Below are 25,153 nucleotides of genomic sequence, written 5' to 3'. Positions count from 1 at the left end.
CCGCGAGACATCACGGCACCGGGGCGGCGCGAAAGGTTCATGGCTTCCCGGATGCAGCCTTGCCGGACGGGCGCAGCGCAGGCGCGGTAGCGGGGACATCCGCGCTGTCCCCTGCGCCATCCGGCCCGACAGCAGGCTGACGCAGGGTGTCCAGCACCGCCTCGCCGCCGTGCAGCACATGGGCGCGCATGGCCTCTGCCGCGCCATCCGCATCGCCCGCCACCACGGCGGCCACGATGCGGGCGTGGTCCTCGTCCGACCATTCCCCGGCCTCGCGCAGGGGCACCAGCGCGCGGATGATGCGCTCCACCACCCCTTCGATCTCGTCCAGCAGGCGGGCCAGCAGCAGGGAACCGCCCGCCGCCCGCAGCAACAGGTGGAACTCGGTGTTCAGTTCGGCCAGCCGGACCACGTCGCCCCTGGCCGCCGCCGCGCGAAAGCCCGTCAGATTGGCGCGCAGGGCCTCCACCTGGTCCGGCCCGGCCCGGCGCGCGGCCAGCGCGGCCACGCGGGACTCCAGCAGGGCGCGCACCTGCACCGCCTCTTCCACTTCTTCGGCATCGAAGGGGCGCAGCACGTAGCCACCGGCGGAGCGCTTCTGCAACAGGCCCTCCTGCTCCAGCCGGTGCAGGGCCTCGCGCAGGGGGGTGCGGCTGATGCCCAGTTCCGCCGCCAGGCGGTCCTCCACCAGCCGCTGTCCGGGCTCCAGTTCGCCATCGATGATCATGCGCTTGAGCATGCGCGTCACTTCCTGCCCCAGCGACTGCTTGACCAGTTTCGCCATCAGTTGCCCTCCTGCGTGGTGCTGCCGCGCCGCGTGTCGTCCTGCATGTCCTTGTCCGCGCCGGACGCTGCGCCGGACGCTGCGCCGGACGCTGCCCCGGCCCCGCCCCCACCTTCCCCATTGACGGGGCCAAGGAACGCCTCACGCAGCAGTTCGTCGGAAAGTATGTCGGCGGAACTGCCGGAAAACCGGATCTGCCCGCTGGTGATGATGTACCCCCGGTTGCAGATGGCCAGCGCGCCCAGCGCGTTCTGTTCCACCAGCAGTACCGAACAGCCCATGGACGGCAGGTCGCGCACCACCCGGAAGATGGCCGCCGTCACCCTGGGCGCAAGGCCAAGGCTGGGTTCGTCCAGCAGCAGCAGGCGGGGGCGGGCCATCAGGGCGCGCCCCATGGCCAGCATCTGCTGCTCGCCGCCGGAAAGGTTGCCCGCTGGCTGGCCGATGCGCTCGCCCAGCACTGGGAACATGTCCAGCATGCGGGCCAGGTCGTCGGCCACGGCGGCGCGCGCTGCCCGGCCCCCGCGCTTCAGGCGCAGGTACGCGCCCATCTCCAGGTTTTCGCGCACCGAAAGTTGGGTGAACACCCGCCGCCCCTCGGGCACCTGCACCACCCCGGCGGCCACGATGCCCGCCGGACGCGCGGGCAGCGGCGCACCGTCCAGCAGGATGGACCCGGATGCGGGCCGGGCAAGTCCGCTGATGAGCGACAGCAGCGTGGTCTTGCCCGCGCCGTTCATGCCCAGCAGGCATACCGCCTCTGCCGCGCCCACCGAAAGGGACACGTCGAACAGCACCTTCGCGCCGCCGTAGGAAAAGGAAACCTCGCGCAGCTCAAGCATGCAGGCCGAACTCCTCGCCCCCGCCAAGGTAGGCGTTGACCACTTCGGGGTTGCGTTTCACCTCGCCGGGGGCCCCCTCGGCGATCTTGGCGCCGGAGCACAGCACCACCACGGCATCGCTCACGCGCATGACCAGCGACATGTCGTGCTCGATGAGCAGCACGGCCACCCCGCGTGCGCGCAGGGCCAGGATCAGCCCGCCCATCTCGTGGGTTTCCGCCGGGTTCAGGCCCGCCACCGGCTCGTCCAGCAGGATCATGCGCGGGTCGCCCACCAGGGCGCGGGCCAGCACCAGCCGCTTCTGGTCGCCGTAGGGCAAAAGCCCGGCGGCTTCATCTGCCCGGCCCGAAAGACCGGTGAAGTCCAGTGCCTGCATGGCCGCGTCGCGCATGGCCCGTTCGGTGCGGCGCACGCCGGGCAGGCGCAGCATGCTGGAGAGCATGCCGGTGCGCACGTGACCGTGCAGCCCCACCATGACGTTTTCCAGCAGGCTCATGGAGCCGAACACCCGCAAGTGCTGGAAGGTACGGGCAAGGCCCAGGCGCGGCAGACGGTGGGCGGACATGCCGGTAATGTCGCGCCCGTCGAAGGTCACGGTGCCGGAATCGGGGCGCACCATGCCGGTGACGCAGTTGACCAGGGTGGTCTTGCCCGCGCCGTTGGGACCGATGAGCGCGGTGATGGCCCCGGCCTGCGCCGTGAAGCTGGCCGCGTCCAGCGCGCGGATGCCGCCGAAGGCCACGGAAAGGTCGCGTACCGCCAGCAGGCTCATGGCCGGGCCTCCCCGTCTTGCGGCGTGACTGGCCTGATTGACGAAGCTGGCGTGACCGGCGTGACGGGCGTGACAGGGCTGACTGGGCTATGGGGCGCATTCGGGCCACCGGGCCGCCTGCCGTTCCCCATGCCCTTTTTCAGCATGTCCCGCAGCCACGGCGAAACCCCGCGCGGCATGAAGATGAGCATGACCAGCAGGATCGCGCCGAATATCAGGTCGTGATGCTCCTCGAACACGCCCAGCATCTGGGGCAGCACCGTGAGCAGCAGCGCCCCGGCCAACCCGCCCCACAGCGAGCCCATGCCGCCGATGAGGCACATGGTCACGAACTCCACCGACTTGAAGATGTCGAAGGTCTTGGGCGCCACGATGCCCAGGTAGTGCGCATGCAGCGACCCGGCCAGCGAGGCGAACACGGCGGACAGCACGAACACCTGCACCTTGTAGCTGGCCGTGGGCACGCCGCAGGCTTCCGCCCCCGGTTCGGAATCGTGGATGGCCCGCAGGGCGCGGCCCACCGGCGAATGCACAAGGTTGCGCGCGGGAATGAGCAGCAACAGCGCCACGCCCCACACCAGCCAGTAGAACGAGCGGTCAGTGTCGAACGAAAGGCCCGCCACGGCCAGCGGCGGCACGCCCACGAAGCCGCTGGAACCGCCGGTGACATCGCTCCACTGCACCAGGATCACGTCCACGATGAGGTTGAAGCCCAGCGTGGCCATGACCAGGTAGTTGCCCTTCAACCGCAGGGTGGGCACCCCCACCGCAGCGGCGGCCACGGCCACCCCGCAGGCGGAAACGCCCATGGCCAGCCACGGGTCCACCCCGTGGGTGGTGGAAAGGATGGCGCTGCCGTAGGCCCCCATGCCGAAGAACGCGGCGTGGCCATAGCTGATCTGCCCGGCGTAGCCCATCAGCAGGTTGAGCCCCGTGACCACGATGAGGTTCACCGCCACCACGTTGAGCACGGTGAACTGGTAGCCGGAGCGCAGGGCCAGCGGCAGCAGGGCCACCGCCACGGCCAGAACCAGCCACCCGCGCGCGAAGCGGCGGGCAGGCGGGGTGAGCAACGGATGGCGGCCCGCCGCAGGCACGGTCGCGGGGGAAGCAGGCGCGGTCGTGCCCATACCGTTGGCCTTCACGGCACCGGGATCAATTCCGGGGGCGGTCATGCGCGCCTCCCGGTGGTGCCGAACAGCCCCTGCGGCCGCACGAACAGGACAAGGATGAGCAGGCCGAACACCAGCACGTCGCGGTAGGCGCTGGTCACGTAGCCCGCGCCGTAGCTTTCGAACAGGCCCAGCAGCACCCCGCCCGCCACGGCCCCGGCAAAGCTGCCGTAGCCGCCCAGCACGGCGGCGGCAAAGCCCTTCAGCCCCAGCATCAGGCCGATGTCGTACGAAAGTGAGGTGATGGGCGTGATGAGCATGCCGCCAAGGGCGCCCAGCGCTCCGGCAAAGGCGAAGGACAGCGTGGTCAGCCGTTCCACCTCCACCCCCATCAGCCGGGCGGTGCGCGGGTCCGCCGCCGCCGCGCGCATGGCCTTGCCGGTCACCGTGGCGCGAAAGAACCAGGCCAGCGCCGCGATGCCGCACAGGGTCATGCCCATCACCCACAGGTTCTGCGGGGTCAGCACCGCGCCCAGCAGGCGGAAGGGCACGTCGGGCGACAGGGGCGGCAGGGCCAGGGGCAGCTTGCCCCAACCCTGCTTCATCAGGCCGCGCATCAGCGTGGAGGCAGCCATGGTGATGAAGATCAGGATGATCATCTGGCGGCTGCGGGCCGGGCGCAGGCACACCCGCTCCACCAGCGCGCCCGCAAGGGCCACGACAAGAATGGTGGCGGGAAAGGCCGCGACGATGGGCAACCCCTGGCTGACCAGCAGGCTGTACAGCACCAGCCCGCCAAGGCTCAGAAAGTCGCCCTGGGTGAAGTTGACGATGCCTGTGGCATTGAAGATCAGGCTGTAGCCCAGCGCCAGCAGCGCGTAGACCGACCCGGTGGTCAGCCCGCTTACCGTGTACTGTGCAAGGGCGTTGATGGCGTCTGGCGGCATGAGGGTGTGCGTCCGGTTGCGAGAGGCGGCGTGGGCTGAAGTGAAAGGCGCCGTGCACACGGGCGCGGCTGCTGCATACCGTATACAAAGTACGAAATCGGGTCAATCTTGCGTTTGCCGACTGGCTGCCCAGTGCGCACCTGATACGCACCAGATACGCCCCCGATGCGCCCTGATGCCCCCCGATGCGCCCCGATACTCACCCGGTGCTCACCTGACACGCGCGGGGCCACATTGACATGGCAATCCAATGCGGACACACAGAAACGGGGGAAGCCCGCGCACGCCACACCGCTGCCGCACGGACGCCCCGCCCTTCCCGCCCCAGGGTTCCAACCGTCAGGGAGCCGCCATGTCCCCAGCCCCGCCTTCGCAAGGATCATCCAAGACGCCCCGCGCCCCTTCCCGCCCAGGCCTGCGGCTTGCCCCCCGCGTGGTGCGCACTTCGTGCCGGGGGTGCCACGGCGTCTGCCAAGTGCTTGTACATCTGGATGATGCGGGCAACCCGGTGCGCGTCACCGGCGACCCGGACAGCCCCACCAGCAGGGGGTACCTCTGCCCCAAGGGCGCGGCGGGGCCGCAGTTCGTCGCCCACCCCGACCGGGTGCGCCGCCCCCTGCTGCGCACCGGGCCACGCGGCGCGGGCCAGTGGAAGGAAATCGGCTGGGAGGCGGCGCTTACCCTCATGGCCTCCACCTTCGACCGGGTGCGGCGCGAATCCGGGCCGGAATTCATCGCGCTGTGCCAGGGCACGGGCCGTCCGTACACCGAATTCACCGGGCGGTTCATCCACGCGCTGGGGTCGCCCAATTTCGTCTCGCCGGGCCACAACTGTTTTCTGCCGCGCGTCATCGCCTCGTCCATCACCATGGGCTGGCTGCCCGTGGCCGACGTGTACGGCCACGGCGGCGCCATGCCGCGCTGCATGTTGGTCTTCGGGGCCAACGCCATGGAAACCGGAGCCGCCGACGGCATGTGCGGGGCCATGATGCGCCGCGCCCTGCGCGGGGCGGAACAGGTCATCGTGGCCGACCCGCGCCGCACCTCCACCGCGCGCGCGGCCACGCACCACCTGCAACTGCGCCCCGGCACGGAATGCGCGCTGGTGCTGGCCCTGTTGCACGTGATCATCGGCGAAGGGCTGCACGACGCGGACTTCGTGTCCCGCCACTGTACCGGCTTTGCCGAACTGGCCGAGCACGTGCGCGCCTTTTCGCCGGAATGGGCCGCGCCCATCACCCGCGTGCCCGCGCAGGACATCATCGTCGCCGCCCGCGCGCTGGCCACGGTAAAGCCCGCCTGCCTGCTGTGGGGCAACGGCATAGACACCAGCGTCAACGCCTTCCAGACCGGGCGCGCCCTGCTGCTGCTCACGGCCGTCACCGGCAACCTCGACGTGCCGGGCGGCATGGTGCACTGGGTGCCCCCGCCGGACATCCGCTGCAAGTCGCCGCTGGAGAACAAGAAGGTGCTGGGCATGCACCTTTTGTCACCGGAACAGAAGGCCCGCATGATCGGCGCGGGGCGCTTTCCCTTCGGTCCCGGTTGCCACCAGCCCACGTTCTGGGACGCCTGCGTCAGCGGTGAACCGTACCGGCCCCGCGCGGTGTGGCTGGTGGGCACCAATCCCATGCTCACCGCCACCCGGGGCGACGTGGTGGAAGCCGCCCTGCGCGACCACGTGGAGTTCAGCGTGGTGTCCGATTTCTTCCTGACGCCCACGGCCCAGCTGGCCGACCTGGTGCTGCCCGCCGCCCACTGGCTGGAGCAGGACGATGTGGTCTACTTCCACAAGCTGTGGTGCGTGCTGGCCCGGCGCAGGCTGGCCCATGGCCCGCAATCCGGCGAGGTCCGCGACGACCGTGCCGTCATTCTGGACCTGGCCCACCGCCTGGGCCTGGACGAGGCCTTTCCCTGGCCGGACTGGGACGCCTACCTGGCCTGGCTGCTGGAACCTTCCGGCATGGATTTTCGCGCCTTTTCGGAAAAGGGGCTGGTGCTCGGCCCCATGCGCTACCGCAAGCACGAGACGGACGGCTTTCCCACGCCCAGCGGCAAGGTGGAACTGCGCAGTTCCGTCATGGCCGGGGCAGGCCGCCCGCCCCTGCCCGTGTACGTGGAGCCGCCCCTGTCGCCGCTATCCACGCCGGATGTGGCCGCCGCGTACCCGTTCATCCTCATGTCCGGGTGCAAGGTGCTGCCCTTCTTCCATTCCGAGGGGCGGCAAATCGACACGCTGCGCCGCCTGCGCCCGGAACCCCGCGTGGCCGTGCACCCCGATGCGCTGGCCCGCCTTGGCCTTGCCGACGGCGATGCGGTGCGGGTGGTATCCCCGCACGGGCAGGCGCGCTTTGTGGCCGCCGCCGACGACAGCCTGCCGCCCGACGTGGTGCAGGCCGACCACGGCTGGTGGTTTCCCGAACGGCCCGGACCGGACCACGGCTGGCGCGAAAGCTGCGCCAACCTGCTGTACGGGCACGACCACTTCGACCCGGACAGCGGCGCGGAACCGCTGAAGTGCGGGCTGTGCCGCATCGAACGGGCGTAGGGGTTCCAAATTGTCCTTTCGCCCGTTGGCTGACCGACCCGAAGGGCGCGAAGCGTGCCCGTTAGGTGAGCTTGCGAACCTTACGGGCATCGTGCGCAACGCGGTCAAACTTCACCTGCCATGGCTTTGCTGTCCTTATCCGTAAGATTCGCGCTGCGCGCTCACCTAACGGCTAAGGCTCGGTCGAATACGATAAGAGTATGCGTTGCGGCCGCCATCCGTAAGGTTCGCTTCGCTCACCTAACGGCTACCGCACTCCCTCATGGCAGGCTCGTTTTCCTTGCCAACGAACGAAAAGCCTAATTTGGAAACACCACCTGGACCGGAAAAAGACAAAGAGGAAAGGGTAACGAGGGTTCCCCGCCACGCCCGAATCCCCCCGAATTGACCGGGCACACCACTTCCCGTATTCTGACGCATCTTTCTTCGCGTCCCGGACGGACCGCCTGAACGGCCGCCGGAAAACCCCCAGCAGGAACGCACGATCATGAGCGATCACAACGCCAGCGAGCCCGACCGCAAGGCCGAGCCGGGTCTCGACTTCATCCGCGCGCTGATTACGGCGGACAACGCCAATGGCCGCTTCGACAGCCGGGTGCACACCCGCTTTCCCCCGGAACCCAACGGCTACCTGCACATCGGGCATGCCAAGTCCATCTGCCTCAACTTCGGGGTGGCACGGGAATTCGGCGGCAAGTGCAACCTGCGCTTTGACGACACCAACCCGCTGAAGGAAAGCCAGGAATACGTGGATTCCATCCGCGAGGACGTGAAATGGCTTGGCGGCGACTGGCAAGGCCGCGAATTCTACGCTTCCGACTATTTCGAGCAGCTCTACCAGCACGCGGAGCAGCTGATCCTGGCGGGCAAGGCCTACGTGGACAGCCTGTCGGCGGACGAAATCCGCGCGCATCGCGGCACGCTGACCGCCCCCGGCACGGAAAGCCCCTACCGCAACCGCAGCGTGGAGGAAAACCTGGACCTGTTCCGGCGCATGCGCGCGGGCGAGTTCAAGGACGGCGAACACGTGCTGCGCGCCAAGATCGACATGGCCTCGCCCAACGTGGTCATGCGCGACCCCACGCTGTACCGCATCCGCCATGCCCATCACCACCGCACCGGTGATGCGTGGTGCATCTACCCGATGTACGACTACACGCACTGCATCTCGGATTCCATAGAGGGCATCACCCATTCCGTGTGCACGCTGGAATTCGTGAACAACCGCGAACTCTACGACTGGACGCTGGATACGCTGGGCATCTACCACCCGCAGCAGCTGGAATTTGCCCGGCTGAACCTGACCTACACCGTGCTGTCCAAGCGCAAGCTGATCCAGCTTGTGGAAGGCGGCTACGTGAACGGCTGGGACGACCCGCGCATGCCCACCATCAGCGGGCTGCGCCGCCGGGGCGTCACGCCCGAGGCGTTGCAGGACTTCTGCGCGCGCATCGGGGTGGCCAAGGCCGATTCGGTGGTGGATTTCTCGCTGCTGGAATTCTGCATGCGCGAGCACCTGAACGCCGTGGCCCCGCGCGTGATGGGCGTGCTGGACCCCATCAAGGTGGTCATCGAAAACTACCCCGACGACCAGGTGGAAACCTTCGACATGCCCTACCATCCGGAAGATGCGTCGCACGGTTCGCGCACGGTGCCGTTCTCGAAGGTGCTGTACATCGAGCGCGACGACTTCCGCGAAGACCCGCCCAAGAAGTACCACCGCCTGGCCCCCGGCGCGGAGGTGCGGCTGCGCTACGCCTACTACATCACCTGCCGCGAGGTGGTGAAGGACGCGGACGGCAACATCACCGAACTGCGCTGCACCTACGACCCGGCCACCAAGGGCGGTTGGTCGCAGGACGGGCGCAAGGTGAAGGGCACCATCCACTGGGTGTCTGCCGCGCATGCCCTGCACGCAGAGGTGCGCCTGTACGAGCACCTGTTCAGCGTGGAAAACCCCAACGCGGCGGAAGAAGGCAAGACCTTTGTGGACTACCTGAACCCCGATTCGCTGAAGACCGTCACCGCCATGCTGGAACCGGCCCTGGCCGACGTGGCCCCCGGCACCCGCGTGCAGTTCGAGCGCATCGGCTACTTCTGCGCCGACAAGGACGGCACCCCCGGCAAGCCGGTGTTCAACCGCACCGTGGGCCTGCGCGACAGTTGGGCGAAGATTGAGAAGAAGGAAGGCGCGTAAGCAACGCCAACCGACGAGAGAAGAATGCACGACACCCCGGCGGGAGCCATCCCGCCGGGGTGTTTGCGTTTGTCGAGTGTGTAACGCGGCAAGCTGATGCCGCAACCAATCAGTATTTGTCGAGATCGGATAGCAAATCCTGTGTCGGCAGGCCTACGGTTGCCAAGCCATGCTCGATCTGAAAAAGCAAAATTGCGCGCTTCGTCTGCAACCCGTACACCCCGTCAACTGCCCCTGAATAGTACCCCTTTGCCTTAAGTTTCGTCTGTATACTCGACACCAGCGTCTTGTCATGTTCACCCAGCTGGGCTGATGGAGTGGTTGCTTTCGAGGCATTTTTCGAAGGAGCAACAGCAGGAGTAGATGGCGTTGTGCCATACGAAGGCGTCGACGGCGAAGAGTACGACGGTGCGGAATACGGCGTATAATACCCACCCCCGCCTGATGATGAGTAATGACTACGGTGGCTTGAATGACTTCAGTGGCTCGAATGGCTTCTGGAGTAGCCCCCATTTGAACCGGACCCCCCGCCAACGATAGGAGATAGGTCTAGCCCTATGTCCAAGCCTAGTGCTAACGGGGGAGCAGTGGTGGAAGTGTTGACCACAGCCCAGCGTCGACGTTGGACGGTGGCGGAGAAGGTTCAACTGGTCCAGGAGTCGTTGCAACCGGGGATGAACGTTTCGTACGTCGCCCGCAGAAACGGCCTCTCTCCCAGCCTGTTGTTTCGCTGGAGGAAGCTCATGAGCGACGGAGGCAAGACCGCTGTCCAAGCGGATGACCAGGTCGTCGGCGCCGGAGAAGTTCGGGCGCTCAAGAAGCGTATACGCGATCTGGAGCGGATGCTGGGCAAGAAGACCATGGCGGTCGAAATCCTTCAGGAGGCGTTGGAGATTGCGCGCGAAAAAAAACTGATCTCGCGCACTCCGTTGCCCTGGGAGGACGGTTCCCGATGAAGCGTGTAGCCGAGGCGCTGACGGTCTCGCGCTCCAGGCTAGCCGAACAGGTGAAAGAGCCCGTTCGGGGACGTCCACCCCACTACTCCAAGGCTGAGGATGAGGTGCTGTTGCCCCTGATTCGCGACATCATCGACCATCGGCTGACCTACGGCTACCGCCGGGTCTGCGCGATGCTGAATCGTCGCCTGGTCCAGGATGGTCATGCGCGCGTCAACCACAAGCGCGTGTATCGGATCATGCGCCTTCATGGCCTGCTTTTGGCCAGGCACAGGGGCTACCGGCCAGACCGCAGCCACGACGGCAAGGTCATCACCCTCAAAAGTAATCTTCGCTGGTGTTCAGATGGGTTTGAAATTCATTGCGACAGTGGCGAGGTGGTGAGGGTAGTCTTCGCCCTTGATTGCTGCGACCGCGAGGCCATGGGGGCAATTGCGCCCACGGCGGGCATCAGCGGCCAGATGGTGCAGGACTTGATGCTGGAGTGCGTGGAGAAGCGGTTTGGGGCCGTGAAGGCCCCACAGCCCGTCGAATGGCTTTCGGACAACGGTTCCTGCTACACGGCCAGGGAAACAGTGGCGTTTGCGACACTGCTAGGCCTGCTTCCGCGCTTCACGCCGGTGCGCAGTCCGGAAAACAACGGCATGGCCGAAGCCTTTGTGAACACCTTCAAGCGGGATTACGTGCATATACACGCCCGCCCTGATGCGGCAACGGTTCTGGCCCAGCTTCCCGGATGGTTCGAGGACTACAACGAGAGGCACCCTCACAAGGGCTTGCGGATAAAATCCCCCAGAGAACATATCCGCACATCAGCAACCGCAGGGTGTCCGGTTTAGCAGGGGCAACTCCACTTACTGCTTCTTCCTTGAACATTGACGAATATGTGGTCTTCTTACCATCAGACATAAAAGACCCCCATCATGTGTTCAAAGTTTAAGCCTAGTGGGGCTTTTTTACTTTGTCTACCTGATGGGGGTCATACCAAGACCGGGGCCTTCTATTATGCACTGTACGCCTGCAAAGTTGTGGTCAGCGGGCTGTTCTGCCTGCTGCACAAACGTCTGTTGCAGGCCGCCTGAGGCAGCTGGCTATTTTACCATCTGGTCAAGTTCGGCATCTGTCCGGGCAATGGCAATGCGCGTGCCGGGCTTCATAAAACCTAAAATTTTTATCATGGCCTCTTCGGGCACGCTGATGCAGCCAGAGGTTGGCTTGTCTTGAGAGCAGTGCAGGAAAATTGCCGAGCCAGCGCCCTTGACGATGTTGGCTGTGTTGTATTCGACAACCGCGGCGTATTTGTATGCCACAACCTCTTTCGACAGGTTTTCTGCAGAATTCCAGTCTTTGGGCGTTACATCGGTAGTTACCCACTGGTTATAGCGGGCCGAGGCCACGTCATCCACCCACTGCTCGTTGCCAGTCAGCGTTGTGTAGGCAATGCTGACAGCAGGAGGCGTGGACAAACCAAAGCCACGGCGAATTTCATACACGCCCACCGGGGTTTTGCCGTCGCCTTCGCGTTTTTCTGTGCTGCACCCGTTTCTGCCCACATAGGCATCTGTGCGCAGCAGTTCGGTACGCTTGCCATTGCTGTTGGAATAGACGGTAAGCGTGCCCGTTGTGCCTGAGGCAACAATCTCAATCTGCGTTGGCGCAGCCTGCCATTCGCTTTGGCACATGCCTGCGCATGCCCACATGGTTACAAGAAAAAAAACGCAGATGGTGAGCAGTGTTTTGCGCATAATGACTCCGTGGGCATTTGTAGGGGTGCGGCAAGGTGCGGGGCAAAAAAGGGCCAGCCCACTGGCGCTACCTGTTCCGCAGATGGCCTTGCTGGAATACTGCCAGAATTGCGGAATTATTATGATGCAGAGGGGGGGGCAAAAAACAAGGGTCATGACTAGGAGAGAGGAGTTTTCCGGAGGATTTTGAGGACCAGTTGGTAGAGGTCCTCTCCCCGATGGTTAAACCTGAATTCACATTCCTTCAAATGGAAGTAAAATGTGCGCTTTTGCAGGCCCCTGAAGCGCACGAGGCGAGTTTTGGCATATCCCCAGAAACTTTCTATCCCGCTGATATGGCAATGCTCCGTGGCGAATTCGTTTTCACTGTGCTGGACCCGGAAGTGTTTCTGATACCCAAGGTCCACAAGGCCATCGTAACTGCGCCAGCCGTCGGAATGGATAACGCTTTCAAGGTCAACGCGGCCACGAATAATCCGCTGAAGGGTTGCCTTTGAGCAGTCAGGAACGATCTCGGTATACACTCGACCCTGACGCTTGAATAAGCCGAAAACAATGGTTTTCCCACGAGCTCCGCGTCCTCTGACGCCTCGAACTCGTCGTGCGCCGAAGTAGCTTTCGTCCACCTCAACCTCTCCGGCCACAGGGGATTCAGCCTCGCAGGCAGCAGCTATTCGCTCTCGAATGCCCGCGACGATGCGGTTAACGGTGTTTCGGTTGAGGCCAGTAACCTGCGCCACCTGAGAGGCGTTCAGATCGATGGCGAAAAGCCGCACAAGTTGCCTGGTTTTGGCCTCCGAAATCTTTGAACGGAGAATGTATTTATTACGTGGCGGCATGATTAGGATGTAGCCCCATTTAGGCCTCTCTCCTAGTCATGACCCAAAAACAATTGTGGCAGAGGGTTGCCCCGCGTTTGAACGCCGGGGCACAAAATCAGATAGGCCCAGATTCTGCCCCGCTGCTGCCCCAATGTTGCAAGGTGCGGCTATTCTGCCGCAGCGGTTACAGGCTTGGCCTGGGCTTTGCTTGTGCCCCGCACAAACCATGTTTTGTACAGAATCAACAGCATATACAGGGCCGCAGGCAGGGCGAATGAAGCCGGAATGCGCGATACAATGTATGTGGCATAGTAAAGCCATTTTCCGCTGAGCATAATTCGCTGCATGCGTATCTGCGTTTCAAATTCTTCAAGGGTCATATCCTTAAGCGCTTCAAGCCCATACTCTCCGTACTTCATGGCTTGTTTCAGCGTGGAGCGTCCATACGTCCCGTTTTTTGCAATTTGACCCTCCCCCGAAAAGTATGCCATTGAAAAATTAGTGTTCCTGACATAGGAGCACAAGAATAAAACGTAGCAGATTCACCGAAGAACAGATTATTGGGATCTTGCGGCAAGCCGAGGCTGGCGTTCGTGTTGTCGATCTTTGCCGTCAGAACGGCATTTCGGATGCGACTTTTTATAAATGTCACAGCACGTTCGGTGGCATGAACATCTCTGACGCCAGCGGTTGCGCCAGTTGGAGGAAGAGAACGCCCGGCTGAAAAGACTTGTAGGTGAGCAAGCGCTTGATATCGTCGTCCTGAAGGACGTGATCTCAAAAAATTTTTGAAGCCCGCAGCCAACAGGGAAGCCGTGCATCACATTCAGGCTGCGCATGGCTACTCAGAGCGGCGGGCTTGCCGAGTGGTTCAGTTTAACCGAAGTTCAGCCAAGCGACCACCATCTGAAGACCGTGATCTTCTTTTACGAGCGCGGATGCTGGAACTGGCAGAAGATCGGCGGCGTTTCGGTTCTCCGCGCCTGCATGAGTTACTGCGCCGGGAAGGGTTGGTGCAGAACCACAAGCGGACAGAAAGGATTTACCAGGAAGAAAACCTTTCGTTGCGTACCCGCAAACACGTGAAGCGTCCAAGCCATGCCCGTATTGTCCAGGCTGCCCCTGCTGGCCCGGATGAACAATGGGCGATGGATTTTGTGAGCGATTCCCTTATGGGTGGGCGGCGCATCCGGATTTTGACAATTGCCGATCTATGGGATCGTTCAAGCCCCGCGCTCGAAGTTGATATGTCATTGCCTGGAGTGCGGGTAGTGAAAATTCTTGAAAGGCTACGCCTTCAAGGTCGGCTGCCGCAACGTATCAAGGTTGATAACGGGCCAGAATTTAGCGGTAACGCCCTGGATACATGGACTTTTGAGCACGGGTGCAGATTGAGTTCTCTCGTCCGGGGAAGCCCACAGATAATGGGCACATTGAAAGCTTTAATGGAAAATTCCGGGATGAATGTTTAAATCAGAATGTGTTTCTGTCCCTGCTCGATGCCCGCAGAACGGTTGAAGCATGGCGACAGGATTACAACCAACGGCGACCGCATAGCTCATTGGGCTGGCTGACACCGGAAGAATTTCGCGCAAAGAATATAACCTGTAACCCATTGGAAACCACTAACTTACAAGTGGTATACGCAGTGGGGTAAGGTCAGTCATACAAAAACTATTCACGCACCCTCCTACACATCATGATTCGCTAAAACCCGACTGAAGCCACCAATAATAACGACACCCCGGCGGAATAGCTCCCGCCGGGGTGTTTCTGTTATTGGGGTGATGGTTGAAGCGCCCTGCCTGCCCTCCCCCTCAAAAGAAAGAGGTGGAGCAAACAGGAATACCTCAGTATCCCATGTGCTTCTTGACCGACTTGACCATCTTGCCGAAGGCCTTGTCCTTTCTGCGCCGGTCGAGCTGCGACATTTCGCTGAACTCGGCCTCTTTCCGCAGTTTCAGGTAGTTCCGGTAATGCGTGGCGGACAGTTCGCCACGGTCCACGGCGGCCCGCACGGCGCAGCCCGCCTCGTGTTCGTGGCGGCAGTCGGCATAACGGCACTCGCCCGCCAGCAGGGCGATGTCCGCAAAGCCTGCGTCCACGCCGTCCGCTGCGGCCACGGTGCCCACCTCGCGCATGCCCGGCGTGTCCACCACCAGCGCCCCGCCATCCAGCATGGTGAGTTGGCGGCGCGTGGTGGTGTGGGTGCCTTCGCCGGTGGCGCTGACAGCACGTGTGGCCCGGTCGGCACGCGTGACATGCGCGTGCCCGTGCAAGCCCCCCGCCCCGGCCTGCCCGCTCGTCAGCTGGTTGAGCAGGGTCGTCTTGCCCACGCCCGACGAACCGAGCAGGCAATAGGTCCTGCCCGGCGCTAGGGCCTGCCGCAACGCATCCAGCCCGGCCCCGGTCACACTGCTGAGGGCGATGACCCGCGCGGGCGTGACGGCGGCCACCACCGCCAGCAGGTTGCCGAGGTCATCCGGGGTGACCAGGTCCGTCTTGGTCAGCACCACCACGGGTTCCACGCCCCCGTCCGCCAGCATGACCAGATAGCGTTCCAGCCTGCCGGGGTTGAAGTCGTAATGGCACGATTGCACGATGAACGCCGTGTCGATGTTGGCCGCGATCATCTGCACACCGCAGCCATCGCCCGCCGTCTTGCGCCGCAGCACGGTCCGGCGCGGGAACACCCGGTGAATGATGCCCGCCGTTCCGTCGCTGTGCCACTGCACCGTCACCCAGTCGCCCACGCACGGCAGGTCGACGGGGCTGTCCGTATGGTAGGCAAGCCTGCCCGCCAGTTCCGCCGGAACCTCGCCCCCCTCGCCCCCCTCGCCCCGGATGCGATACGCCCCCCTGTCCACCGCGCAGACCCGGGCAAAACCGCAGCCTTCCATGGCCATTTCCGCCGCGTGCGCGGCAAACCACGGATCGAAACCCCATGATTGCAACATGATGCCATACCTCATCAGGAGCCGGGCGCTCGCCTCGGCCCCTGCGGATTGTGTTGTTGGCGCTATGCCGGTTCCGCGAAGGCCGGGTGGGCGATGATGCTGCCCTGCGGCAGCCGGTCGCCGAAGCGAACGGCCAGCACGTACTGGTCGGGCACGCCGGGATAGTGCAGCCCCGGCACGCAGGCAAAGCCGAGGCGGACGTAGTAGCCGGGGTCGCCCACCAGCACCACGCCCAAGGCCCCGGCGTCGCGCAGGCGGCGCAACGCCTCGCGGATCAGGGCGGAGCCGATGCCCCTGCCCTGCATGGGCGGCAGCACGCCCACCGGCCCCAGCAGGTACCAACCAGCGCGGTCCTTTCCCACCACGGCGGGCGAAAGGGCCACGTGGCCCACCGGGGCGCCGTCCTCCTCTGCCAGCAGGGACAGGGGCAGGTCGCCGCTGGCGCGCAGCAGGCCGGGTATCAGGTGCTCGGTAGGTTCGGCGCCGGGGGCGTGCATGGGGTGCCCCTTGAAGGCCGTGTATTCGATGTGGATGATTGCCCGGCTGTCCTGTTGGTTGCCGGGGCGTTCGTCCCTGATGTGCATTGCGTCACTCCTGAAGTACGGCGCGCGACATGACGGGCGCGGACCGGGCAGGCTGCCCGGCGGCGCACGACCGCCATGCGGCGCGCATGGCGAAGGATCGGCCTGGAAACGTCAGAAGGATGGTTGCGGGACGAAAACAAAGACCACCATCCGATGACATCGGACGGAATCGGCAGGGCGGGATGGAGCGGAGCCGGATGACGGCCCCGTGCGGGCAGCGCCCCCTTCAGACAGGGGACGGCATGCCGTCGCGCCTACCGGGTGCGGCTTTCGCCAGCGATTTGCTGGCAATTTTCCCGCAACCGGGGGGCGACAATCTCTGGTGCGAATCGCTGCAAAAAAACCTCGGCGCGTACGCCTGCAAGCGGAAAGACGTGTGCCGGACGGGCCGCGTCGCAGGCCTTGGGGCCGCGCGCGGGGCAATCCGCCGGGTGTCCGATGCGGACGAGCCGAACTTAATACGAAATCTCTCGTTGGCAAAGCCCCCGCCGGGGTGGGGCAGATATGCCTGCGGACAGCCTGCGCGGTGCCCATGCGGCAAGAGCGCGCCCGAGATAGCCATATCATTCTGTATGCTTACATACACAAAACAAAAAATCCGCCACCCCCGCGCATTTCCCGTTGACAACCGGGGGCCTGACGGATAGATACACAACCTCGTTGTTGGGCTGTCGTTCAATTGGCAGGACGGCGGATTCTGGCTCCGCTAATCTAGGTTCGAGTCCTAGCAGCCCAGCCAACATGCGTTCCCATCGTCTAGCCGGCCTAGGACAACGGCCTTTCACGCCGTCGACGGGGGTTCAAATCCCCCTGGGAACGCCACCACGCCATCAAGGGGTCACGGTTCACCGTGACCCCTTTCGCGTATATGCGGCGCGCCGCCGCCGCGTGAAGACGCGGGTTCGCCCGCTGCCCCACCCGCCCGCACACCGCGCGGCATGCCGGAATCTGCCATTCCACTCCCCCCGGCCGCCCGCGCACAAGCAGGAGGCCCCATGGACATCGCCGCCTTTTTCGCCGCCGAAGTAAAGCCCGCGCTGGGCTGCACCGAACCGGGGGCCGTGGCCCTTGCCGCCGCCACCGCCGCGCGCCATCTGCCCGCCCCGCCGGAGCGCATCCATCTGCGCCTTTCGGCCAACATCTACAAGAACGGCCAATCCGTGGGCATTCCCGGCGCGCAGGGCCTGCGCGGCAACATGCTGGCATCCGCGCTGGGCGCACTGGCGGGTGATGCGGACATGGGCCTGCAAGCGCTAGCCGCCGTCACCGCAGACGACGTGACCGCCGCCCGCGCCCTTACCGAGCACGGTGCGGTAACGCAGGAAATCGTGCAGGACGTGCCCACCGTGTATGCCGAGGCGGAACTGTACCGCCCCGGCCATCTGGTGGTGGCCGTGGTGGCCGGGCGGCACGACCGCGTGGCCGAGGTGCGCCACAACGGGCAGGTGGTCTACCGGGCGGAGGACGCCCTGGGCGGCGACAGCCTGCCTCCGTACATGGCCGACCTGCAACGGGCCGCCTTTGACGACCTGTGGAACTGGGCCGATGGCATCGACGGCGACCTCGCCCGCGACCTGCTGCGCGGCGCCGAGATGAATCTGGCCGTGGCCGAACAGGGGCTGACCAGCCCGTGGGGCCTGGCCGTGGGACATACCCTGGGAATGGCTCTGCGCGGCGGAGATTGCCCAAGCAACTGCGCGCCCGGCACCAACGCGTCTGGCGCCTGCGTATCTGGCGACCGCGTACCTGACGCCTGCGGGCCGGACATCAGCGCCCGCGTGAAGGCCACCACGGCTGCCGCCGCCGACGTGCGCATGGCCGGGGCCAACCAGCCGGTCATGAGCAGCGCCGGTTCCGGCAACCACGGGCTTACCGCCATCATTCCTCCCGCGCTGGCCGCCCGCGCATGGGGCCGCAGCGACGCGGAACTGGCCCGCGCACTGGCCCTGTCGCACCTGGTTACCGGCGCGGTAAAGGCCCGCACGGGCCGCCTTACCCCGCTGTGCGGCTGCGCCGTGGCCGCCGGGGCGGGGGCCGCAGCCGCGCTGGTGCGCCTTGCGGACGGCACGCCCGCGCAGGCCGAACAGGCCGTGGCGCTGGTGTTCTCGTCGGTCATGGGCATGATCTGCGACGGGGCCAAGGGCGGCTGCGCCCTGAAGGTGGGCACCGCCGCGGCAGAAGCCTGGAGCGCCGCGCAACTGGCCCTGCACGGGCCGGGCATGACCGGGGCCGAGGGCATCGTCTCGCCCGATTTCCGCGCCTCGCTGCGCTCGCTGGGCGAAGTGTCCAGCCTGGGCTTCGCCGCCGTGGACGTGGCCATCATCCGCCTGCTGGAGCGCGGCGTGCAGTAGGCGGCGCATCGCCCCCGCGCGTTCTGGACATACTACAAGAACGGCCCGCCGCATTGCGACGGGCCGTTCTTGCGTCTGACCGTGACAGATGATTGCAGCGGGGCGAGAAAATACCGCTCCGCACTCCACGTCATTCCGACCAGTGGACCGCTCTTTCCACCTTGATGATGCGGAGTTCCCCGTTCTCCTTCCCAAGAAACACGAGACGCGACGTGTATTCCGGCTTGTCCCCGGCAAAATTCACGGGGAGCACCATGACGAAATCACTGATGGCTATTGCCTTGTAAACATGAATGGATCCAAGCCATTCCTCATTTGGATCTTGGGAACCCAGAAAATAGTCCTCCCAGTAATTTCCTCTGTCCAGCTCAACAAAATTTCTGTGTACCGTATCTGCGTACACATACCGATATATTTCTCCATTCTTCAGCGGCTCGTTGCCAAACAATATTGCTTCTCGCATGTACCACTGATAAAAATCGTAAACAAATTTTTCCGGACTGTCTGAAAACTTGCGCACGTTGGCATGCCCAGATGCACATCCGCACATAAAGATAAGCATAAGCAGGTATACGTATTTTTTCATATGCACAATCCCGCAAATCATATGAAACAAAACATGACGACAGGCATCTGTTGTACGCGCCATCCACGCCGATCAACACCCTTCACATAAGCGGATACACGTCCATAACCTTGAATATTTTCACCTCGCCATCATAGTTCTTTACCAAAATAATCACATTTCGCCTCTCCTGTCCTAAAACAAATTCTACAGGAACCATGAACACTCCCCCTCCAATTCCAACCGCATCTTTTACATCGACCACAACACCGTCCCACCGTGCCCCGTAGCTGCCGACCTTGGTGAAATAGTATATCCCTGATGTATCTGCGCGAATATCCGTAACAAGATGCCTGGCTACATACTTGTAAATTGCATCATTCTTCTCCGCCATATCTTCGCCACGGTCTGCCACGAAATACCACGCATAGAAATCACGCACTAACTGTTCTGGCGTCTGTTCGGCGCAATATCCATCGCGCGCACTGAATCCGCACAACACACATACCAACACAATGCACACCATTATATTCTGCATCATAGCCATCCTGCCTGGTCATTGAAAATAAAACTGTTCATACCATGATTACCAGGCATTATGCACAACAAACATCAACATCCGACATCACTCCGCCCAGTGGCGCAATTTTTCCACCTTGATGATGCGAAATGTATCACCTTCACTTTTCAAAAAAACTAGCAATCCAGGATGACCAGTAGCCGCACCGGAGATATTCACAGGAACGATGACCGTCGTTGCATTGATGACGATGGCGTCATACGCCTTGATATCCTTTATCCACGCTTCATCATAATCCTGCGCAGCCACAAAATAATCAGAATCCCACTCCTGCCTGTCGGACGCTACTCTGCAACGCTCTACCGTGCATCGTGATACATATCTATATATTTCGTCATTCAGCACAGGGTCTTTTCGCTCAACAAAAAACGCCCGTACATACCAATCGTAAAACTCACGAACGAATGCTTCCGGGGTTGTACTTGCAAATGATGTTCCATAAAAACACATAATAAAAACTATTAACATTGCATTAGCACATATTTTCATCTATTGCTCCAGTTTTATATCATTACTTCATGATGCTGCATGTAAAATTTACACAAAATGAATTACACATAAATTGGCACCACAAGCTACCACAACAATGGATAGGTATCAAATATTGCAGTTATGCGCATGCCTTCCTCTTTTTTCTTCACGACAACAACAACATCTATCATCCTGGACTTCAAGACAAGAGCAACCGGCACAAGATAAATACCATCTCCAAGATCAATGGACGCCTTGACGACGGGCGCGACAGTACGCCACTCTGCGGACTCCATGCCTACCTTCTTGAAGTAGCTGACCCCTGTCCTGTCTTCTCGAATGTCCTTCACAAGGGGCTTGAATAGATATTCATAAATCTCATCGCTGTTCAGCGGAACATTATCACCTACATCCTTTTCAAAGTACCACTGATAGAAATCACGCACGAATTGCTCGGGTGACCGCTCCGCGCAGTAGCCATCGACCGCACGAAGCATCAGCATTGATATCAGAAAGACAATGCGCAGCGTACTCTTTCGCACCCTCATTCAGGCCTCCGATACATCACATACGGCGGTTTCTTCGCACTATAGGCGCCGCCAGGATAAAACTCACCCTTCTGGTTATAATCGGATATCCAATCCTTCCCGTCAAACATCGCCATGTGCCCCTTGGGATTTCTATCTCCTGGCGATTGTATCACAACCACATCGCCTGCCTGCGGCGCTGCACCATCCGGCAGCTTTATGAACCCCGCACGCTCAAGATTTGGACCGTAATCCTTGGCGCCCTGCTCAGCATCCCGAAGGCGCTCAATCTTAATGCCTCCGGCCTCAATTGCCTGGCGCACATATACACCACAGTTCCTAGTGCTCCCTTCATGCGCATTCTCGCGCAAATGATCCAAAGCCCGTTCCTTGTCCCACGGCGGCAGCTTCTGCTTCGTTGCGTCGGATTTTGCCGCATCGGACTTCGGCCCTGTCGGGGCATTGTCCCCATCACCTGCGGTGGTGTCCGCCGCGGCAAGCAGCAGAACCCTGGTCGCCTTCGAGGGGGTCTCCTTATCGGCGTCCACGTTCCGGGAGGAATCCCTCGGCAAGGCATCCTCCAATAGTACACGGCGTCCGGAAGTGATATCCAGCACATCCAGGTCGGATCGTGTGCGATTTCCCGTTTGCCCCCCTTCCCGACCACGGGGCCGCAGCAAATCCCCAAGAGGAACCATCTCCCCACCGCGCCCCAGCCCAAGCGGAGCAATTCCGTTCCTTCCGGCTCCGGGCAATACGGTATCGGCTTCGCCCCCGGCACTTCCCGCCGCGCCGCCATGGGCAAACGTGAACCTGCCGTCCGTAGCGCGCGGGTGTTTCGACTCATCCCAGCCACGCGCGGCAAGGCCCTGCAAAATGAGTCCCGTCGGGTCATACGCGCTGACCGGATCGTCCACGCAGTAGTCGTACGGGTCATGGTCGCCACCCGTGTCGCCCAAGGGATCCGGCGCCGTAAACCGCCCCGTGCGCGGATCGTAATCGCGGAAGCCGAAGCGTACAAGGCCGGTGTGTCGGTCCACAAGGCCGCCCGCGAAGCCCAGCGGAAAGAAGAAATGCGGGCAGGTGTCCAGCAGCGGCAGTCCGAAGCTGTCGCACTCCAGCCGCTTGACTACCGTGCCGTCGGGATCGATGAGCGCCTTTACCGTGCCCACCTGGTCGCAGCCGATGCGAAAGGTGACGCTACGCGCATGGGCCGCCCTGTTCTCCGCATCGGTACGAAAGAGGGACGGGGCCAGCATGCCGCCGCCCAGATTGTCCAAGGCCGGGCCACGCACGGTGACGGAGTGCGGCACGCGGCGCATGCCAGCCCTTGCTTCCGGCTTGCCTTCGCCCGCCTCGTAATGAAACACGTACTCCGTGCCGGTTCGGTGGTCGCGGAACCGCGCCAGGCGCAACGGGTCATGCCACTGGTATTCCTCGCTGGGCGCATCGTTGCGCAACACCAGAAACGGCATGCCAACATCGTTGTAACGATACCGGACGGTATCGCCAGAGGGCAGCAGCACGGAATCCAGCGTCACCGGGGCGACGAGAATGCGGTGGGCATTCCGCCGCGCCCCGTCACGCACCACTACCTCCCGGACACTGCCGTTGCCGTACTGGAAATACGCACGTTCCCGCCCCTCCTCCCGGCAGCGCAGGGTACCATCGGGAGCGTAGCCGTATCGCGCACGTCCCGCATGGACCATCCGCCCCTCCCTGTCGTAGGCAAAGCTTCGTTCCGGCTCCAGGCCGCGCCGCGCATCCCTCGACATTCCCGGTCCGGTGGCCGTCCGCGCCATGATGCGCTGGCCCGCCGCATTGCAGGTGTATTCCTCCGCCAGTGTACCGTTGCGGCGCACTTCGGACAGATGGCCGCGCTCATCAAAGGTGTAGCCGTATTCAATGACATGGCCGCCGCAGGTCTCCAACTTGGTGCGCAACTTGCCGTCGGGGCCAAAATCGCAACAACAGGAGAACCCCGAGCTGGCGGCTGGCTCAGCCAGCGTCTCCCCCGACACCGCTGTGTCGGGCAGTGACATCCGTCCAGAAATATCGGCAGCGACATCCGGAGCACCTGCACGGAGTTCCGAGCGCCCATCCTTGGGCTGTTTGGCAAACACGATGTCACGCAGAAATGCTTCCGTGGACATGGCGGGACGGGCGATACGGGGGCGCAAAGCCTGCTGCCTGCTGGTGCGGGAATACGAGGGCATGGCACTCTCCTGAGTTATGTCGGCATGCGTGGTCGGCACCGCCGATAGCATGCCCATATCCCGAAATTTCACCCGCAATGGGGTTGGCAGGGGATCACAAGGCCATCCGAACGGAGTTCCGCCATGACCGTTTTCCGTGGCGCAACGCCCCCGACCCGCTTTCCCCCTCAGGCCGTCCAATGCCGGAAGCCCGACATGCGCCTGTCCGCCTGCATGGGGCAACCACATCCATGTGAAGCTGTCGCATCGCTCTCCCCTGCGGACATGGACATCAGAAAACACAACGGGCCGCGTCACCACGACGCAGCCCGTTGTTCATCACTTTCCGACACGTTCGACACATTGCTGCCGGACATACAGGACGCCACAGGCAGCACACGGCACGGTACCCCCACCGGTTGCACGCGAGGGGCAACCGCGCCCCCCTCCGCCACAATCGGCCCAGCCCCATGGCGCGCGGGGAAGCGCCCCTTCCCCCTCAGTCCACCCAGACCACCTCGGGCACGTCGCGCGGGGGCACCCGGTGGTACTTCATGGCGGGCATGCCCAGCATCATGGCGCCCACCACGTCCAGGTCGTCGGCAAGGCCCAGCGCGGCGCGGGTGGGTTCGTGGTTGCGGGCTGCCCACATCACCAGACCGGCCCAGCAGGTGCCGATGCCCCGCGCCGTGGCCGCGAAATCCAGCGTGGTGGCGGCGATGCCGCCGTCGCACGCGCCGAAGGCGTAGCTTTTCGGGGCGGTACAGTACGCCAGATGCGGCGCGCCGCGCAGCACCTTGTCGCCGCCAGCGGCAAACGCGGCCAACGCATCCGGGTAGTAGCCCGATGCGCTCAGCCATTCGGAAATCACCCCGGCCAGCGCCCGCGACGCGGCGGCAGAGCGGATCACGTGCCAGCGCAACAGGCGGCTGTTGCGGGCGGTGGGCGCGTGGCGCACCACATCCATCAGTTCATGCAGGGTAGCATCCGGCAGCGGGCGCGGCGAAAAGCGGCGGATGGAGCGCCGGTTGCGGATCAGCGCATCCATGGCCGTGGCGTTGGCCTGGCCCGGCTGCACCGGCAGGAAAGACGCCAGCGGCAGGCGGGCGTGGTGCAGGGCACTGGTGGGACACACGGCCACGCAGTGGCCACAGTCGATGCAGTGCTCCGCTGCGTCGGGCACGGGCACGGGATGGCCGTTGCCGTCGGGTTGCAGCAGCCCCTTGGGGCACGCGGCCATGCAGTGGCCGTCGCCCGTGCAGACATCCGTATCGAGGGTAATCAGTTCCATGCGGGCCTCCTTGGGCGTTGTGCCCATGGGGCCCTTTTGCCATGTACGGTGTTTTCGGCAAGAAGGCACAATTCGGGAAGCGAGTACCCCACGGGAAACAGGGGCACCTGCGCGAGACCGCCCCCGTCCCCGCAAATCGGGAAAGGGGGCGGACACGGCGGCAAAGGGGAGGCGAACGGCGCTACCGCTCGGACAGGGCCAGCCCCGCCCCGCTGCCGATGAAGGCCACGCCCACGGTGCGGTTGTACCAGCGCGCGGCGCGGGTGGTGGCCAGCAGCGCGGCGATGCGCGACCCGGCCACGGCGTAGAGCATCATGCCCAGAAAGGCGATGACGGCCAGGTCCGCCACCAGCAGGGCGCTGCGGGCCAGGGTGTCGCCGGGGGCCAGGAATTGCGGGAACAGCGCGGTAAAGAACACGATGGCTTTGGGATTGCCCGCCGCCACGAAAAACGCCTGCGCGAACAGCTTGCGCGCGCCGGGTCCGCCGGGAGTTTCGGATGTTCCGGCAGCGCTGGCCATGCCGGATGCGCCCTTGCCCGCGTTACCCTCCACCCCTTCGGCCCCGGTGGTCCCGATGGTATCGGTCACCGCAGGTGCCGCCACGTTCAGGGGCACCGCCGGGGCGCGCAGCATGCACACGCCCACATACACCAGATAGGCCGCGCCCGCGTAGCGCACCACCCGGAACAGGTCTTCCGACGCGGCCAGCACCACGCCCAGACCGGCCACGGCCACCAGCGCCTGCAACACTGAAGCCACGGTGTTGCCCATGGCGGACGCCAGGGCCCGCCGCACGCCGTAGCGCACCCCGTGCGTCAGGGCCAGCAGCATGCTGGGACCGGGGGTGATGGTGGCCACCAGCACCGTCAGCGTGTACACGATGAGGAAATTCCACGAGATGGACATG

General features: G+C 63.5%; 22 protein-coding genes, 2 tRNA genes and 1 pseudogene. 7 read left to right on the top strand and 18 right to left on the bottom strand.

The genetic code is table 11. The features are described 5' to 3' along the window. Positions 1 to 37: 37 nt before the first annotated feature. The 5 genes from ABWO17_RS00450 to ABWO17_RS00430 are packed head-to-tail and all read right to left on the bottom strand — an operon-like array spanning position 38 to position 4,457. Positions 38 to 784, bottom strand: coding sequence for a GntR family transcriptional regulator (locus tag ABWO17_RS00450; RefSeq protein ID WP_353114974.1), 747 nt, complete (start codon positions 782 to 784; stop codon positions 38 to 40). Continuing rightward, on the bottom strand, positions 784 to 1,626 hold the full coding sequence (locus ABWO17_RS00445) for an ABC transporter ATP-binding protein (protein ID WP_502914845.1): 843 nt from the start codon (positions 1,624 to 1,626) through the stop codon (positions 784 to 786). The genes ABWO17_RS00450 and ABWO17_RS00445 overlap by 1 nt, the downstream gene beginning before the upstream one ends. After that, a complete protein-coding gene (locus ABWO17_RS00440) occupies positions 1,619 to 2,398 on the bottom strand; it encodes an ABC transporter ATP-binding protein (protein WP_353114972.1) in 780 nt (259 codons plus the stop codon). The genes ABWO17_RS00445 and ABWO17_RS00440 overlap by 8 nt, the downstream gene beginning before the upstream one ends. Next, complete coding sequence (locus ABWO17_RS00435) at positions 2,395 to 3,573, bottom strand: branched-chain amino acid ABC transporter permease (protein ID WP_353114970.1); 1,179 nt, start codon at positions 3,571 to 3,573, stop codon at positions 2,395 to 2,397. Before ABWO17_RS00435 ends, ABWO17_RS00440 begins: the two co-directional genes overlap by 4 nt. Then, complete coding sequence (locus ABWO17_RS00430) at positions 3,570 to 4,457, bottom strand: branched-chain amino acid ABC transporter permease (protein ID WP_353114968.1); 888 nt, start codon at positions 4,455 to 4,457, stop codon at positions 3,570 to 3,572. Before ABWO17_RS00430 ends, ABWO17_RS00435 begins: the two co-directional genes overlap by 4 nt. Positions 4,458 to 4,809: 352 nt before the next feature. Between ABWO17_RS00430 and ABWO17_RS00425 the strand changes: the two genes are divergently transcribed. Further along, entirely contained in the window at positions 4,810 to 7,005 is a 2,196-nt protein-coding gene (locus ABWO17_RS00425; RefSeq protein WP_353114966.1) for a molybdopterin-containing oxidoreductase family protein, read from the top strand. Between the two features lie 487 nt (positions 7,006 to 7,492). After that, positions 7,493 to 9,202, top strand: a complete 1,710-nt coding sequence (locus ABWO17_RS00420) for a glutamine--tRNA ligase/YqeY domain fusion protein (RefSeq protein WP_353114964.1) — start codon at positions 7,493 to 7,495, stop codon at positions 9,200 to 9,202. Positions 9,203 to 9,311: 109 nt separating this feature from the next. Here ABWO17_RS00420 and ABWO17_RS00415 read toward each other — a convergent pair whose 3' ends face one another. Beyond that, positions 9,312 to 9,482: a peptidoglycan-binding domain-containing protein gene (locus ABWO17_RS00415; protein WP_353114962.1), complete on the bottom strand. Its 171-nt coding sequence runs from the start codon at positions 9,480 to 9,482 to the stop codon at positions 9,312 to 9,314. A 277-nt stretch (positions 9,483 to 9,759) separates the two neighbouring features. Between ABWO17_RS00415 and ABWO17_RS00410 the strand changes: the two genes are divergently transcribed. Continuing rightward, positions 9,760 to 10,997, top strand: a protein-coding gene (locus ABWO17_RS00410) for an IS3 family transposase (RefSeq protein ID WP_353114960.1) whose coding sequence is annotated in 2 segments (ribosomal slippage) — positions 9,760 to 10,105 and positions 10,105 to 10,997 — 1,239 coding nt in all. Because the reading frame shifts where the segments join, the coding sequence is not laid out codon by codon here. Positions 10,998 to 11,249: 252 nt separating this feature from the next. On the opposite strand, the gene ABWO17_RS00405 is transcribed toward ABWO17_RS00410, so the two are convergent. The 3 genes from ABWO17_RS00405 to ABWO17_RS00395 form a co-directional block, all read right to left on the bottom strand. Continuing rightward, positions 11,250 to 11,903 carry a L,D-transpeptidase family protein gene (locus tag ABWO17_RS00405; RefSeq protein WP_353114958.1) on the bottom strand — a complete coding sequence of 218 codons (654 nt, stop codon included), beginning with the start codon at positions 11,901 to 11,903 and terminating at the stop codon, positions 11,250 to 11,252. 158 nt (positions 11,904 to 12,061) lie between these two features. After that, positions 12,062 to 12,742, bottom strand: a complete 681-nt coding sequence (locus ABWO17_RS00400) for an IS1595 family transposase (RefSeq protein ID WP_353114956.1) — start codon at positions 12,740 to 12,742, stop codon at positions 12,062 to 12,064. A 149-nt stretch (positions 12,743 to 12,891) separates the two neighbouring features. Further along, entirely contained in the window at positions 12,892 to 13,215 is a 324-nt protein-coding gene (locus ABWO17_RS00395; protein WP_353114954.1) for a hypothetical protein, read from the bottom strand. 35 nt (positions 13,216 to 13,250) lie between these two features. Between ABWO17_RS00395 and ABWO17_RS00390 the strand changes: the two are divergent. Further along, a pseudogene (locus ABWO17_RS00390) lies at positions 13,251 to 14,381 on the top strand (IS3 family transposase). A gap of 193 nt (positions 14,382 to 14,574) precedes the next feature. Here the strand turns inward: ABWO17_RS00390 and rsgA are convergent. Both rsgA and ABWO17_RS00380 read right to left on the bottom strand, forming a co-directional pair. Next, a complete protein-coding gene (rsgA, locus tag ABWO17_RS00385) occupies positions 14,575 to 15,681 on the bottom strand; it encodes a ribosome small subunit-dependent GTPase A (RefSeq protein WP_353114952.1) in 1,107 nt (368 codons plus the stop codon). Positions 15,682 to 15,743: 62 nt separating this feature from the next. After that, positions 15,744 to 16,265: a GNAT family N-acetyltransferase gene (locus ABWO17_RS00380; protein ID WP_353114950.1), complete on the bottom strand. Its 522-nt coding sequence runs from the start codon at positions 16,263 to 16,265 to the stop codon at positions 15,744 to 15,746. Positions 16,266 to 16,929: 664 nt separating this feature from the next. Between ABWO17_RS00380 and ABWO17_RS00375 the strand changes: the two genes are divergently transcribed. The 3 genes from ABWO17_RS00375 (at position 16,930) to ABWO17_RS00365 (ending at position 18,616) form a co-directional block, all read left to right on the top strand. Continuing rightward, positions 16,930 to 17,004 (top strand) — tRNA-Gln (locus tag ABWO17_RS00375). A gap of 6 nt (positions 17,005 to 17,010) precedes the next feature. After that, positions 17,011 to 17,087: transfer RNA gene (locus ABWO17_RS00370), tRNA-Glu, on the top strand. 173 nt (positions 17,088 to 17,260) lie between these two features. Then, positions 17,261 to 18,616, top strand: coding sequence for an L-cysteine desulfidase family protein (locus ABWO17_RS00365; RefSeq protein ID WP_353114948.1), 1,356 nt, complete (start codon positions 17,261 to 17,263; stop codon positions 18,614 to 18,616). 130 nt (positions 18,617 to 18,746) lie between these two features. On the opposite strand, the gene ABWO17_RS00360 is transcribed toward ABWO17_RS00365, so the two are convergent. The 7 genes from ABWO17_RS00360 to ABWO17_RS00330 form a co-directional block, all read right to left on the bottom strand. Next, on the bottom strand, positions 18,747 to 19,202 hold the full coding sequence (locus ABWO17_RS00360) for a YqhG/Tai3 family protein (RefSeq protein WP_353114946.1): 456 nt from the start codon (positions 19,200 to 19,202) through the stop codon (positions 18,747 to 18,749). Positions 19,203 to 19,284: 82 nt separating this feature from the next. Beyond that, complete coding sequence (locus ABWO17_RS00355; protein WP_353114944.1) at positions 19,285 to 19,722, bottom strand: hypothetical protein; 438 nt, start codon at positions 19,720 to 19,722, stop codon at positions 19,285 to 19,287. An 84-nt stretch (positions 19,723 to 19,806) separates the two neighbouring features. Continuing rightward, entirely contained in the window at positions 19,807 to 20,250 is a 444-nt protein-coding gene (locus tag ABWO17_RS00350) for a DUF3828 domain-containing protein (protein ID WP_353114942.1), read from the bottom strand. Positions 20,251 to 20,336: 86 nt separating this feature from the next. Further along, positions 20,337 to 20,780: a hypothetical protein gene (locus ABWO17_RS00345; protein WP_353114940.1), complete on the bottom strand. Its 444-nt coding sequence runs from the start codon at positions 20,778 to 20,780 to the stop codon at positions 20,337 to 20,339. After that, positions 20,777 to 22,975, bottom strand: coding sequence for an RHS repeat domain-containing protein (locus ABWO17_RS00340; RefSeq protein ID WP_353114938.1), 2,199 nt, complete (start codon positions 22,973 to 22,975; stop codon positions 20,777 to 20,779). Before ABWO17_RS00340 ends, ABWO17_RS00345 begins: the two co-directional genes overlap by 4 nt. A 478-nt stretch (positions 22,976 to 23,453) precedes the next feature. Beyond that, positions 23,454 to 24,245, bottom strand: coding sequence for a nitroreductase family protein (locus ABWO17_RS00335; RefSeq protein WP_353114936.1), 792 nt, complete (start codon positions 24,243 to 24,245; stop codon positions 23,454 to 23,456). A gap of 181 nt (positions 24,246 to 24,426) precedes the next feature. Continuing rightward, on the bottom strand, positions 24,427 to 25,152 hold the full coding sequence (locus ABWO17_RS00330; protein ID WP_353114934.1) for a LysE family translocator: 726 nt from the start codon (positions 25,150 to 25,152) through the stop codon (positions 24,427 to 24,429). Position 25,153 lies beyond the last annotated feature (1 nt).

It is taken from the genome of Nitratidesulfovibrio sp., from assembly GCF_040373385.1.
GTDB lineage: Bacteria > Desulfobacterota > Desulfovibrionia > Desulfovibrionales > Desulfovibrionaceae > Cupidesulfovibrio.
This window is presented reverse-complemented; position numbering and strand designations above follow the sequence as displayed.